The 13,639-nt window shown below is 66.3% G+C and carries 12 protein-coding genes; 4 read left to right on the top strand and 8 right to left on the bottom strand.

What is annotated here, in order from left to right:
* Positions 1 to 28: 28 nt before the first annotated feature.
* Complete coding sequence (locus MPARV_RS0110525; protein WP_020378209.1) at positions 29 to 286, top strand: hypothetical protein; 258 nt, start codon at positions 29 to 31, stop codon at positions 284 to 286.
* Positions 283 to 1,278, top strand: coding sequence for a DNA polymerase III subunit delta (gene holA, locus MPARV_RS0110520; RefSeq protein WP_020378208.1), 996 nt, complete (start codon positions 283 to 285; stop codon positions 1,276 to 1,278). The genes MPARV_RS0110525 and holA overlap by 4 nt, the downstream gene beginning before the upstream one ends.
* Here holA and MPARV_RS21220 read toward each other — a convergent pair.
* The 4 genes from MPARV_RS21220 to MPARV_RS0110500 are packed head-to-tail and all read right to left on the bottom strand — an operon-like array spanning position 1,229 to position 6,520.
* Positions 1,229 to 2,218, bottom strand: a complete 990-nt coding sequence (locus tag MPARV_RS21220; protein WP_012223062.1) for an NAD(P)H-dependent flavin oxidoreductase — start codon at positions 2,216 to 2,218, stop codon at positions 1,229 to 1,231. The genes holA and MPARV_RS21220 overlap by 50 nt on opposite strands.
* Positions 2,215 to 3,432 carry an NAD(P)/FAD-dependent oxidoreductase gene (locus MPARV_RS0110510; protein WP_020378207.1) on the bottom strand — a complete coding sequence of 406 codons (1,218 nt, stop codon included), beginning with the start codon at positions 3,430 to 3,432 and terminating at the stop codon, positions 2,215 to 2,217. The genes MPARV_RS21220 and MPARV_RS0110510 overlap by 4 nt, the downstream gene beginning before the upstream one ends.
* Before the next feature lie 7 nt (positions 3,433 to 3,439).
* Positions 3,440 to 4,858 (bottom strand): wax ester/triacylglycerol synthase domain-containing protein, encoded by a 1,419-nt coding sequence (locus MPARV_RS0110505; RefSeq protein WP_020378206.1) that lies wholly within the window; start codon positions 4,856 to 4,858, stop codon positions 3,440 to 3,442.
* A gap of 9 nt (positions 4,859 to 4,867) precedes the next feature.
* Positions 4,868 to 6,520 carry a VanW family protein gene (locus tag MPARV_RS0110500; protein ID WP_162143564.1) on the bottom strand — a complete coding sequence of 551 codons (1,653 nt, stop codon included), beginning with the start codon at positions 6,518 to 6,520 and terminating at the stop codon, positions 4,868 to 4,870.
* 175 nt (positions 6,521 to 6,695) lie between these two features.
* Between MPARV_RS0110500 and MPARV_RS0110495 the strand changes: the two genes are divergently transcribed.
* On the top strand, positions 6,696 to 7,544 hold the full coding sequence (locus tag MPARV_RS0110495) for a MaoC family dehydratase (RefSeq protein ID WP_020378204.1): 849 nt from the start codon (positions 6,696 to 6,698) through the stop codon (positions 7,542 to 7,544).
* Here MPARV_RS0110495 and MPARV_RS0110490 read toward each other — a convergent pair.
* From MPARV_RS0110490 to typA, 4 genes are all read right to left on the bottom strand, one after another.
* A complete protein-coding gene (locus tag MPARV_RS0110490) occupies positions 7,541 to 8,893 on the bottom strand; it encodes a class I adenylate-forming enzyme family protein (protein ID WP_020378203.1) in 1,353 nt (450 codons plus the stop codon). The two genes, MPARV_RS0110495 and MPARV_RS0110490, sit on opposite strands and share 4 nt — an antisense overlap.
* A 5-nt stretch (positions 8,894 to 8,898) precedes the next feature.
* Positions 8,899 to 9,177: a DUF4190 domain-containing protein gene (locus MPARV_RS25360; protein WP_020378202.1), complete on the bottom strand. Its 279-nt coding sequence runs from the start codon at positions 9,175 to 9,177 to the stop codon at positions 8,899 to 8,901.
* 257 nt (positions 9,178 to 9,434) lie between these two features.
* Positions 9,435 to 10,094, bottom strand: a complete 660-nt coding sequence (gene nucS / locus MPARV_RS0110480; RefSeq protein WP_012223076.1) for an endonuclease NucS — start codon at positions 10,092 to 10,094, stop codon at positions 9,435 to 9,437.
* A gap of 51 nt (positions 10,095 to 10,145) precedes the next feature.
* Entirely contained in the window at positions 10,146 to 12,032 is a 1,887-nt protein-coding gene (typA, locus tag MPARV_RS0110475) for a translational GTPase TypA (protein WP_012223078.1), read from the bottom strand.
* 647 nt (positions 12,033 to 12,679) lie between these two features.
* Between typA and MPARV_RS0110470 the strand changes: the two genes are divergently transcribed.
* Positions 12,680 to 13,465, top strand: a complete 786-nt coding sequence (locus MPARV_RS0110470; protein WP_012223082.1) for an SDR family NAD(P)-dependent oxidoreductase — start codon at positions 12,680 to 12,682, stop codon at positions 13,463 to 13,465.
* Positions 13,466 to 13,639 lie beyond the last annotated feature (174 nt).

Here is a 13,639-nt window from a genome sequence, read left to right as displayed (position 1 = left end):
TGTGCCGACGGCGCTACGGTGCTGCATCGTGACCGTCAGCACCACGACTCACTCGGAGGCCATCGCGCGGGGCCACCACGTGGTGATGCCCGGCAATGCCGCGCCCGTATCCCCGAAGCAGCAGGTGGTGTGTGTGCCGACGGCGTTGACCCCTGCCGCCCGAATAGGTCTGATGAGCGCAGCCTTCATCGCCGGTGTCGGCGTGGCCACCGACGATCCCCGGGCCGCCCGCAGGGTGTGTCACGTGATCGCAGCCATCACCGACCGCAGGACGGTTCGACGATGACCGCAGCCCCCCCTGTATGGCTGGTTCGTGGCGACGACCCGGTTCTGGTGGAGGACGCGGTCGGTAAACTCGTCGATCGTCTGGTTGGCGACGCCAACCGCTCCGAGACCGTGGACGTCTTCTCGGGTGCCGACTACGAACTTGGTGCCGTGGTGATGGCGGCAGAAACACCGTCGATGTTTGGTCGGAGGGTGTTGGTGGCACGTGAGGGCGGACGGTTCAACACCGACGACTGCGCAGAGGTGCTGCGTTACATCGAGTCGCCTTCAGAGAGCTCGGTGATCGTGATTGCCTGGGAACGCCCTGCGGTTTCGGGTGCCCGTCTGGGCGCCACGCCCCGCAAGTTGCTGAGCGCCGTGAAAGCGGCCGGCGGGCTGCTGGAGACCAAGGCCCCCGGTGGCGGCAAGGCGCGGTCGCAGTGGGTGGGCGAGCAGTTGTCCGCCCTGCCGGTGCGCCTGACCCCGGCCGCCAAAACGTTGGTGCAGTCGACGCTGGGGGAGGATCTGGGTCGGCTGGTCGGTCTGGGCGCCACGTTGAAGGGCGTGTACGGCGAGGGCGCTCTGGTGGATGCTCCCGACCTGGCGCACTATCTCGGCGAGGCCGGCTCGGTGCCGCCGTGGGACCTGACCGACGCAATTGACGATCGTCGATCCAAGGTGGCCATCGACAACCTCAACCGTATGGTGAGTGGCGGAGACCGACATCCACTTCAGGTCATGGCATCGCTCATCACCCACTATCAACGCATCGCTGCGCTGTCGGGCTCAGATGTGCGAACCGAGCGCGACGCAGCCGACCTGTTGGGTATCAAGGGGTCGACGTTCCCTGCCAAGAAGGCGCTGGCTCAAAGCCGACGGTTGGGCCCGGAAGGTGTGGCGCGTGCGATCGCCCTGTTGGCGCAAGCCGACGTCGACCTGCGGGGCGCGTCGGGCTTGGATGCACTCACGGTGACGCAGGTGCTGGTTGCCCGATTGTCCCGGTTAGGGCGGTAAGCACGGCCTCGGCCTCGGCCACCATCGAGGTGACGATGTCGGCCGCCGGGGTCAACTGCCCGAGTGAGCCCACGCCCTGGCCGCAGGGGAAGAACTCGCGGTCGGCGTCAACACCTTCGGTGTCCGGCCCGCCGCCCAGGTGGTTGGCGCCATCCTCCAGGGATTTGAGGAACTGACCTGGAAACGGCTGGGCCACGCCACCGGATTCCTCGAAGCTCTCGGTGTAGCGGTTACGCACCACCCGACACGTCTTGCCGGTGTAAGCCCGGGTAACCGTGGTGCCGTCCTCCCCGGTGGCCAGCAGCGTGTCCTTGTAGCCGGGCACCGCTCGGGCTTCGGGTGTGGCGATGAAGCGGGTACCCACCCACACTCCGTCGGCGCCCAGGCTGAGCGCGGCGGCCAGCCCGCGGCCGTCGACGATGCCTCCCGCGGCGACCACCGGCACGCGGTCTCCCACTGCATCGACCACCTGGGGCACCAGCGCCATGGTTGCAACCCGGCCGGTGTGGCCGCCCGCCTCGGTTCCCTGGGCCACCACGATGTCGCACCCTGCGGCCACCGCATCGACGGCGTGGCGCACCTTGCCGCACATGTTCACCACCAACAGGCCGGACTCGTGGCAGAGTTCGACCACGTCCCTGGGCACGCCCAACCCGGCGACGAACACACGGGCGCCCCCGGCGATGATGGCTCGAACCTTTTCGGTCATGTCCCCGGCGGCGGTCAGCAGGTCGACTCCGAAGGGTGCCTCGGTGGCGGCGGCCGTGAGGGCGATCTCCTCGGCCATCGACTCGTCGGACATGGTCGAGGCACCCAAACAACCGAAGCCGCCCGCATTCGAGACGGCTGCGGCGAGCTCGTGATAGCTCACCCCGCCCATGCCCGCCAGCATGACGGGAGCCTCGATGTCGAGTAGCTCGGTGAGACGAGTGGAGATCATCGCTCGAATGTAGCGCCCGGTGGGGTGAACATTCCTCGACCCCAGCGGCGGGGCGTGAGCACGAGGGCACGTGGGTAGTCCTCAAACAGCCAGCGGGCGAAGTTGCGTCGGGTCCAACCTGTTGCGCCGGCCAGCGCCAATGCAACGGCGGCTCCTTTGCGGTGGCTGAGCGCACGGGTGAGCGCAAGCGACATGCGGTGATCGGCCAGCAGGGCGGCCCGGGCGGCCTGTTCGTAGTTCGCCTCGACGCCGGCGCCCTCGGCCACCACCGCCTCGGCGGCGAGCCTTCCCGTGACCAGCGCCTGGGCGATGCCCTCGCCTGTCATCGGGTCGCCTGCGGCAGCGGCGTCGCCCACGTACAGCACCCGGTCGCCCACCAGGGGCAGGTCACCGATGCGGGCGGGTATGGGCCAGGCCCGGTGGGGTGACTCCGGAGTGGCCTCGTTGCCCAGCAGCTCGCGGATATGGGGCCGATCAAGGAGTTCGGGCCAGCGCTTGGCCATGTCGTGCACGCGGTCCAGCTTGTTGCCCGGCGAGATGCCGTCGTGTCGCATGATGCCGAATCCCACATTGGCCCGGCCGTTGCCAAGGGGGAACGACCAGAAGTACCCGGGCAGGATGTCGGGCTCGAAGCTGACCCACAGGTCGTCGGCCGCCGGGCCGGTGACGCCGGTGAAGTATTGACGGAACGCGTGCCAGTCGCCCCGGTAGCGGTCGACGGTGTCCCCTGAGAGTTTGCGGGTGGCCGACCACATGCCGTCTGCGGCGATGATTCGTCCGGCTGCGATGGTGCGCCCGCCGGATGTGGTCACCTCGATGCCGTCGGCGCCGGGATCGATCGCTGCGATGCCCTCGCCCTCCAGCACCTCCACGTCGAAACTGCGGGTGTGTTTCAGCAGCGCCGCGTCCAGATCGAGGCGCCGCACGACCACCGCGTGCAGGCTGTCGTCACGGGGCAGCGGGAAGCGGACGACCGATCCGGTGGGGGAACGGACCACCACGTCCGACACCGGGGTCCAGTTGGCGACACCGTCCGGGGAGAAGCCCAGCGACTCCAGTTCCCGGAGGGCGCCGGTGGTCAGGCCGTCGCCGCAGATCTTGTCCCGAGGAAACGTGGCCTTGTCGATCAGGGTGACTGGGGCGCCGCTGCGGGCCAGCGTGATGGCTGCTGCGCACCCGGCCGGGCCGGCGCCGACGACGACGGTTGTCTTCATGAGCGTGCTAGCTGGTAGGGCTGAGCGACAGGACTTCGTCGAAGCCCTTCTGCACGCACAGCATGAGCACGTCCGGGTCGGGCACGGCCACCGGGTCGATGTTGGCGCCGATGAAGCACTCGTCGGCGTAGCTGACGAGGGTGAAGTTCATCGCCGACCCGGCATTGGGGCCGAAGGCGTATTGGCTCAGCATGCGTTGGCCCACGAGATAGATGGGGATGGGGGCACCCGGAACGTTCGATGCGGTGAAGTCGTTTCCCTTCAGCATGGCCCCGAACAGCGATGACGTCATCGAGGTTGGCAGCCGGTTGAGGCCGTTGGACAGCAACTCCATCAGATCGTTGGCGGGTTCGTCCCGGGCGGACAGCACCGCGGTGCGCACCTTTTTCATGATCTCGGCGGGGTCATCGGGGTGCAGCGGCACCTCCACTCGGGCGGGGATGAACGCATTGCCCGCCTGATTGCCGATGGTCTGATTACGGATGTTGATCGGCATGTTCATGCGGAGCGCACCGACGTTGCGCGCGTGGGCCTCGTGGTAGCGGCGCAAACCGAGCGCCAAGCCGCCGATGAAGGCATCGTTGAGACGGCCGCCTGACGCCTTGGCCGCCCCTTTGGCCTGGGCCAGGGGAAACTGCAGCGTGTCGAAGCGAACCGACAACGAGCGTTCGGTGATCAGCGGGCTCATCGGTGACGCAGGTTTGATCATGCGCACCACCGAGCCGCTGAGTTCCTCCGCGTCGGCGAGCGCGCCAACGGGGTCGGTGAGGACGCCCAGTACGCCACCCAGGCCCCGCTTGGCCCAATCGGCAAACATGCCGGCGCTGCGGCGACTCTCGTGGCTGACTGCGTCGGCCACGCGCTCGGGTTGGCTCAGTACGTGGATCTCGGGGGCGTCGGGTAACTCGGGAGTTGGGTCGTCGGGTGACAGATTGAAGAGCGCCAACTGCAACTTCATACCGCCCACACCGTCGGTGATGGAGTGGTGGATCTTGATGATCACCGCTGAGGTGCCATCGGCCAGGCCGTCAACCACCGTGAACTCCCAGAGCGGTCGGGCCCGATCGAAACCTTGCATACCTATGGGCTCTGCCATCGACAGCACGTCGTGCAGGGTGGCACCCTCCGACACCGTGACGAATCGCAGGTGATAGGCCAGATCGAAGTACGGGTCGAACTCCCAGCGGGGCGGGGCAATCGACAACGGGTTCGCCCGGACCCGCTGCCGCAATCGGGGGATCGCCCGACTCATAAAGTCCACCTGGTGACGGACCCGATCGTGGTCCAGGCTGCCTTCGAAGGTGCTGACGGTGACGATGGTGGACCGGAGCAGGGGGTCCTTCTCGATGCTCCACATGAGTGCATCGCTGTCGCTCATGCGGTCAATGAACTCGAAGTTCTCGATGTCTTGCATCACGTCTGTCACCGGGCCAAGTTAGTCCCCTTTGGTCTCCGGCTCCTTGCACACGTAGCTGGCATTGAACGTGTCATTCGTCGCGGCGCCGGTGGCGATGACCGTGGTGGTGCGCTGGGTGGTGATGTTGCCGCAACGCAGCCCACCTTCGCCCTCTTTTTCGCCGGTTTGAGCGGTCTGGTCGGCGTTGGCCCATTTGGTGGAGTAGAGGCTGACCGTGATGGACGTGTCGGTGTAGGTGGGCCAGATCATGACGCCGTAGGGGCTTGGGTTGGAGATCTTCAGGTCCACCCCCGGATAGGCGAGGGTGGCCTCTCGTCCGAACGGATACCGAGAGATGTACACCGAGTGTGCCTTGTACCTCGGAATGTCCAAACCGGCGAAGAACGATGCATTGAACAGCGTGGTGGCGTATTGGCTGATGCCCCCGCCGGTGTCTTTGGTGAAGACACCGTCTTCGATCACCGGTGCAGAGACGAACCCCTTTTCCTCGGTGCGTTGCCCCACGAAGTCGTTGACCGAGAACGACCCACCCGGAGGGATGTACACCCCCTGAGTGAGATCCGCGATGCGATGGATGTTCTGCACTCGGGGTTGGCCGGCCGGGTGTTCCGTGGTGAACGTGGCGACCTGCTCTTTGACGCCCGCCTGAGCAGCATCCTTGAGTCCCTGGGCGGCGCTGTACTTGGTTGTCGGCAACTTGACGTCGTGCTGAGCCTGCTCGATCGCCTTGGTGAAGACGGTGCCTGCGGTCTTGTCGCAACAGACCACCGCATCCTTGCCGCCGACGGGGGCGGGCCCGTTTGGTCCCAGCGTGAACCGCACCCCTGTTGGGTTGGAGGGGGTTGGCAGCTTGTCGGTCAGCAGTAAGGCGGCCGCCTTGGCATCGACCACAACCTGAGGCTTGTTGCCCTTGGTCGTCACCGAAAGCAGCGGGACGATCTCGCTTGGCTCCACCTCGGCGCTTTGATCGCCTGCCCGAAGGGTGAATGGTGTCCCCAAAATATTGTTGAGTTGTGCCTTGATCATGACCATGACGTCGTCGGAGATGGGCGTTGGGATGGTTCCCCGGGTGGCGGTCAGCTCAATCGGCTCTCCCAACCTGTTGAGTGAACCGGGAAGTTGATTGGTGATCGACGAGGGATCGATCTTGCGACCAGGGATTCCAGGCGTCAGCTCAGGTGTGGTGCCGGCGAAGGTGATGGCCGGGTTCACCGGATCGGTGCGGCGGTCGCCCTCAAGGGCCAGCACGGTGAAGTTCAACCGGTCCTGGTCGGTCGTCAGGGCCACGGGCAACCGGTACTCCTCGAACAGGTTGGACAACCACAGCACCGCTTTGGCCGGGCTGTAGCCCTGATGACCCTGAGCGAACGCGCGATCGACGGTGGTGTTCACGTCGATTTCGTACCCCAGGTCGCCGGCGGTGGTGTTCAAAATGAGGTCGTCGGCGGTGATGCTGACGGGGGTATCGGGGAAGCCCTCGGCCAACCGTTTCACCTGGGCCAACATCTCGGGTCGATTCAGTCCGCCGACGTCCTCGCCGGCAACGGAGACGTTGCGGACGACTTTGCCGTTCTGGAGCGCGCCGTCGATGAGGTAGCCCGCCGAGAGCACAGCCATGGCGACCAACGGCGTGAAACATGCGATCAGGACCGTTCGGCGCGACAAACTCACCGATCTACCATCGCGCATGGGGGACCAAAAGTGGCGGCAATGGCCGCACTGGCTGAGGGAGTGGGTGGGTTTGCTGGTTGGACGCAGGGGTTTGTCACCCCATGTGCCACGAACCTGCGACAGAATGGAATGGATTCGGCACCCCGTGTGGCCGTCCGGATCGAGGAGAACGACCGTGGCAATCAATCCGGACGCAGTCGGCACGACCGGCACGCCTGTCGAGTCGTCGTGGACGTCCAAGGACTCGTTGCTCTATGCCGTCGGCATCGGCGCAGGCACCACCGACCTGGCCTTTACCACCGAAAATTCGATGAACATCGCCCAGCGTGCCTACCCAACGCAGGCCGTGGTGCTGGGTGATGCCTCGGGTGCCTTCGCCAACATCGGCACATTCAACCCGGCCATGTTGGTGCACGGTGAGCAGGCGATCACCCTGCACCGGGAACTGCCGGTGCAGGGCTCGGTGGTGACCACGGGTGAGGTGACGGCGGTCTGGGACAAGGGCAAGGGTGCCGTGGTCGAGGTGACCTCGCGGTCGGTCGCGCCGGATGGTGAGCCCATGTTTGACAAGGTCATGTCGGTGTTCATCCGTGGCGAGGGCGGCTTCGGCGGTGAGCGTGGGCCCTCGGGGTCCCGCAGCATGCCGCACGAGGGGTCGACCCCCGATCTTGAGGTGACGTTGACCACCCGGGAGGATCAGGCGCTGACCTACCGCCTGTCGGGCGACCGAAACCCGCTGCACTCGGATCCGTCCTTCGCCGCGTTGGCCGGTTTCGACCGACCGATACTCCATGGGCTGTGCACCTATGGGTTCACTGGTCGGGCGTTGTTGCAGGGGCTGTGCGAGGGTGATCCTGCCCGGTTCCGCTCGATGGAGGGCCGGTTCTCGTCTCCCGTGTTTCCTGGTGAGTCGCTTACGGTGCGGATGTGGCGTGATGGCGACGGCGCAGCGCGGTTTTCCACCCACGGCGGTGACGGGCGCGTCGTGTTGGACGCAGGTCGGGTCACGTTCGATCCGGCCTAACGGGCCAACTCGCTCGACAGGGTCGAGCGACGTACCTTTCCGGTCGAGCTCACGGGGATCGAGGCGCGCACCAGAACCCGCTTGGGGCGCTTGTAGGGCGCCAAGGAAGCGTGGGCGTGCGCGTTGACGGCGTCGATCAAGGTGGTGTCTGCGGTGTGATCGGCGGGTGAGCGCGGCACCACCACGGCGTTGACCGCCTCGCCCCACTCATCATCGGCGACGCCGAACACTGCGACGTCCTCCACGCCGTCCACCTGGCGCAACACCCGCTCGACCTCGGCCGGGTAGACGTTGACCCCACCCGAGATGATCAGGTCGTCCCGCCGCCCGTCCAGGTACAGGTAACCATCCACCAGGCGGCCCAGATCACCCACGGTGAATTCGGCGTGGCCATCCGACGTGGTTCGCCATGCGAGCTTGGTGCGCTCCGGGTCGTCCCAGTAGGTGAAGGCGGCGGCGGGCGGGGCGGTGCACCAGATGTGGCCGTCGTCGTCCAGCCGGAGCCTGCGGTTGGGTCGAGCTCGACCAACCGACCCGGGCGCAGCCAGCCGATCGGCCGGCGAGCACACGGTGAACTGACCCTCGGTGCTGCCATAGAACTCCCAAACCGCTTCGTCTCCAAAGCGTCGCCTGGCTTCCGCAGACACCTCCGGTGGGCACGGCGCGCCGGCGTGGGCCAGCAGACGCATGTCGGTCCAGGCATCGTCAGGGTCGACGGCGAACAACCTTTTGAGATGGATGGGTGCAGCGAAACCGACCGAGGGGGAGTGCTCCAGGATGGCCTTCAGGGTGCGTTCCGCTTGGAACGGGCCCGGAACGACCACGGACCCGCCCGCCAGTTGCACGCAGGCTGCGAAGCGCAGCGGAGCGGAGTGATAGAGCGGACCGATCTGTACGTAGGTGTCTGCGGCGGTGATGCCCCACAGATCGATTTCCTCGGCCCAGAGCGACTGGGCCTCCGTCTCGCTGAGGACCCCCGAGTAGACGCCTTTGGGCTGTCCGGTGGTGCCGGACGTGTAGGCCATCGGCCGCCCCAGGGGCCACCGTGACAAGGCGGCACGCCGGTGATGTTTGGTGGCTGCAACCACCTCGTGTTCTCCCATTACGATGGCGGGCCGGGCGTCGCTCAGGATGTACTCGACCTCGTCCTTCAGGAGCGACGTGTTGATCAACACCGGTATCATCCCGCTGCGCAGCGCACCCAGGGCCACGTTGAGATAGTCGAGACTGCTGGGAGCCGAGATGGCGAGGCGGTCGCCAGGGCGCAACCCCGTGTTGATCAGCCACCCCGCCGACCGCGCCTGGGCATCGTCGGCCAGACCGGCGCGCTGCACAACTGCTGCCGTCATGGCCCTCAGGTGGTGGAACCCGAGCCGGCAGCGACGAGCACGATGATCAGAATCACCACTCCCACCGCCAGCAGGGTGCCGAACCAGCCGATGATGATCCCCGCCAGCGCCAGACCTCGACCCTCCTGACCGGAGGTCTTGATGCGGTTCAGGGCCATGTGGCCGATAATGGCTCCGACCGGTGCGAGCAGGATCGGCAGGTAGCACAGCGGCGCTGTGGCGACGCCAACGATGGACAGCACCAGCGACGTGATCGCCATGTTGTTGGTGGGGTTGGTCGCCATGTATCCACCCGGCGTTCCCGGAGGTGCATACACGGTGGCCGATGGCGGCCCGGGAGGTGGTGGTGCCCCGTATCCAGGTGGTGGCGCGTAGGGCGGTTGGGGTGGTGGTGGCGCGTAGGGCGGTGGGGTAGCGGGAGCTTCGGTGATCGAGTAACTCTCCAGCGACTCGCCACATACCGAACACGTCACGGCCGCGTCGAGGTTGGCGCTCTGACAGCTGCGGCAGGTTTGCATGAGGAACTCCTCGGAATGTGTCTCTAGAAAAGGGCCTGTTGTGGCGACTCGATGCCGCGCAGTGAGTCGTAGTCGACCTCGACGCAGGCGATGTCGCGGGACTGGGCCAAGACCTTGGCCTGTGGCTTGATGCTCTGGGCCACGAAGATGCCCCGCAGGGGCCGAAGCGTGGGGTCGCGCTCCATGCGGGCAAGGTAGCGGGTGAGTTGCTCCACGCCGTCGATTTCGCCGCGACGCTTGACCTCGATCACCACTGCCACCCCCGCTGGGTCGCGGCACAGCAGGTCGACCGGGCCGATGTCGGTCGAATGCTCGCGTCGCACCAAGGTGAGGCCGTCCTCAATGCGGGTTGGGTCAGCGGCCAGCAGCTCCTGAAGGTGCGCCTCCACCCCGTCCTTCTGAAGCCCCGGGTCCACCCCAAACTCCCAGGACGAGTCGCTGAGCAGTTCCTCCATGGTGATGCGCAGGGTGTCGCCCTTGGTGTTGGTCACCCGCCACTCGTGGGGCTCCTCAATCAGGCGGTTGGGGGCGTTCATCCAGTTCAGCGGCTTGTAGGCGCCTCCGTCTGCGTGGATCGCCACGCAGCCGTCGGCCTTCACCATGATCAGGCGCACGGCGCTGGGCAGGTGCGCGCTCAGTCGTCCTTCGTAGTTGACCGAGCAACGAGCGATCACAACTCTCATCGCCGTAGCTTGTCAGACCTCGGCAGCGGCGGTCAGACCTCCGCTCTGCAGCTAGGCGTCCGCCTTGGCCTTCTTGGCCGCCCGGGCTCGGACGGTCGGGTCCAGCTCCACCTTGCGCAGTCGAATCGACTCGGGGGTCACCTCGACACACTCGTCGGTGGCGATGAATTCCAGCGCACGGTCGAGGCCCATTGGCATGGGTGGCGTGATCTTCTCGGTGTTGTCCGAGCCGGATGCCCGCATGTTGGTCTGCTTCTTTTCCTTGCAGATGTTGACGTCCATGTCGTCGGGACGGCTGTTCTCGCCCACCACCATGCCCTCGTACACCTCAACGCCGGGCCCAACCATGAGCGAAGAGCGCTCCTGGATTGAAATGATGGCGTTGGCGGTGGTGGGGCCCCGACGGTCGGCGACGATCGAGCCGGTTGCTCGGGCGCGGATGCCGCCGGCCCATTTCTCGTAGCCCTCGAACACGTGGTTGAGGATGCCGGTGCCGCGGGTTTCGGTGAGGAACTTCGTGCGGAAGCCGATCAGGCCACGGGCCGGCACGATCCACTCCTGGCGCACCCAACCACTGTCGCCATGGCTGACTTCGTTCATCCGCCCCCGCCGCTCGGACAGCAACTGGGTGACCGTGCCGGAGAACTCCTCGGGCACGTCGACGGTCAGCCGCTCGAAGGGCTCCTGGCGTACTCCGTCGATCTCCTTGACGAGCACCTGGGGCTTGCCGACGGTGAGCTCGAAGCCCTCCCGCCGCATCGCCTCGATCAGCACGGCCAACTGCAGCTCGCCGCGAGCCTGAACCTCCCACGCGTTGGGCGCCTCGGTCGGAAGCACCCGCAGGCTGACATTGCCGAGCAACTCGGTGTCGAGCCGGTTCTTCACCAGACGGGCGGTCAGCTTGGAACCCTCCTTGCCCGCCATCGGCGAAGTGTTGATTCCGATCGTCATCGACAGGCTGGGCTCGTCGACGGTGATCACCGGCAGCGGTCGGGGATCCTCGGGATCGGCCAGCGTTTCGCCAAGGTTGATGTTCTCGATGCCCGACACTGCGACGAGCTCGCCGGGCCCGGCCGAGTCCACCTCGATGCGCTCGTGGTTCTCGGTGACGAACACCGAGCCGGTGCGCGCCGAGACGATGGTTCCGTCGGCCTTGCACCAGGCAACCGGCTGGTTTTTCTTGATCGTGCCCGATACCACCCGGCACAACGCCAGGCGTCCGACGAAGGGATTGGAGTCAAGGTTGGTCACCCATGCACGCAGCGGAGCCTCGGGGTCGTGGCTGGGCGGGGGCAGGTGCTCGACCAGCGTTCGCACCAGGGGCTCGAGGTTTGCCTCCTGGGTGTTGGGATCGAGCGACGCCGTGCCTGCCTTGGCATTCGTGTAGACGATTGGAAACTCAAGCTGGTGCATCTCAGCCTCGAGGTCAAGGAACAGTTCCTCCACCTCGGACACCACCTCGGCCACCCGCGCGTCGGGACGGTCGACCTTGTTGACAACCAGCACGGCAGGAAGGTCCAGCTCCAGTGCCTTGCGAAGCACGAACCGGGTCTGTGGCAGCGGCCCCTCGGAGGAGTCGACCAACAGCAACACGCCGTCCACCATGGTGAGCGCGCGCTCCACCTCGCCGCCAAAGTCGGCGTGACCCGGGGTGTCGACGATGTTCAGTTTGACCTCGCCGGCCTCGCCCCCGCCATGCTCGGCCGAGAGCGGCCAGCGCACCGCCGTGTTCTTCGCAAGGATCGTGATGCCCCGCTCGCGCTCCTGGTCCATCGAGTCCATCACCCGGGTGGCGTGCCCGTCGGGTGCATCGGTTGGATCGGCCTTGTGGTGTGCGGACATGGCGCCGGCCTGGCCGAGCAGGGCGTCCACCATGGTGGTCTTGCCGTGGTCGACGTGGGCGATGATGGCCACGTTGCGGAAGCCCTCGACGGGCACGGAACGCTCGTGGGCTTCAGCGCTTGTGGGGACGGCAGGGGAGGGTGACGTTGACACTGGGCCTCGACTCAGAGCTTGGACGTCGCTGGCCAGAAAGCAGCGCGCTGGCGACGGTGGGTGTGACCGTTGGAGTGCGGCGCGCGCGACGTGAGATTTGGGGGGTGACCAGCTTAACCGCTGCACACCGTCGACCCGTTTCGCCGTCACCGGGAGCCGCACGTTGGCCTGCAACCCCGCCGCGGCGACGCGATCGTCGAGAACTATCCAGCGTCGGGGGCGGACTCCCGTGTGATCTCCGCCCTGAGCGACTCAAGGTACGGAAGCGCAGCCTGGTCCTTGAGGCGTCCGGCGGCCCGTCTGGAGTCGATGACCGCGTCAAGGTTCGCGACCCGAACGACAAGCCCAGCGGCGATCTTGACGTCGATCGCATCGGCATCTCACTCGGCGAAGCCCTGGCGTGGGTCTGCCGGCCCGAAGGTCAGATCGATGTCTCCGTCACATAGATCACTCCGGCGGCATTCAGGGCGACGGATGTGACGGTGATTGAACGTCACGTGCGTTGGGTGTCGGCGGCGGATGCCTGAATCTCGGACCAGACGCTTACTCCATCGACCAGGGGCTGAACCCGGTCGGTTTAGCCTGAGCCGGTGCAGCATCCCTGGAACACCGCCCTCGTCACCGGAGCATCCAGCGGCATTGGCGCGGCCATCGCACGACAACTCGCCATCGCCGGCGTCGACTTGACGGTCGTGGCTCGCCGCCGAGACCGACTCGACGAACTGGTCACCGGGCTCGCCGGACCAGGTCGGGGTCAGGTTGACACCCTCGTCGCCGATCTGACCAACCCGGCCTCGATGGCTGAGGTCGTCGCCCGTCTCACCGACCCCGACCGGCCGGTGGACCTCCTCGTGAACTGCGCCGGCGTGGGAGCGAGCGGTCCGTTCGCGGAGGGTGACTTCGATGCCTACCGTCAGGTCATCGACCTGAACGTCACGGCGCTGGTCGAGCTCTCGCACGCGGCCGTGACGCCCATGCGTGAGCGGGAACGCGGCTGGATCATGAACATCTCGTCACTCGGCGGGCACGCACCGGGGCCGGGTTTCGCGGTCTACTCCGCCACCAAGGCGTTCGTCACGAGCTTCAGCGAATCGCTACATGAAGAACTCAATTCCTCTCACGTCGTTGTCACGGCGATCTGTCCTGGCGCCACGCATACCGAGTTCGGCGAGACCGGCGGCGCCACCGGCGATGATCTACCAGGGTTTCTCTGGCAGAGCGCGGATCAAGTGGCCACCGAGGCGCTGGTCGCCACCGCCTCCGGCAAGACGGTTCGGGTCACGGGCATGGCCAATCGGGTCTCCGCAGCGATCACGACCGTGTTGCCGCGAACCGCCAACCGCAAGATCGCCGCCCTCGTCGCCGATCGGCTGTGACGGTCACCGATCGAGCACTGAAGTGCGTGGCGGGGACGACGATGATCTCATCCGGGTGGATGGCGGACTGCGAATGACCGTTTAACGTCCGCCCATTGCGGGTGACCAGCGGAGGCGTGCTCGATGTCGGCACCCCGCTCGTCCTCAATGACGTCGGTCTACCTCCGGGTAGCC

The organism is Candidatus Microthrix parvicella Bio17-1, from assembly GCF_000299415.1.
GTDB lineage: Bacteria > Actinomycetota > Acidimicrobiia > Acidimicrobiales > Microtrichaceae > Microthrix > Microthrix parvicella.
This window is presented reverse-complemented; position numbering and strand designations above follow the sequence as displayed.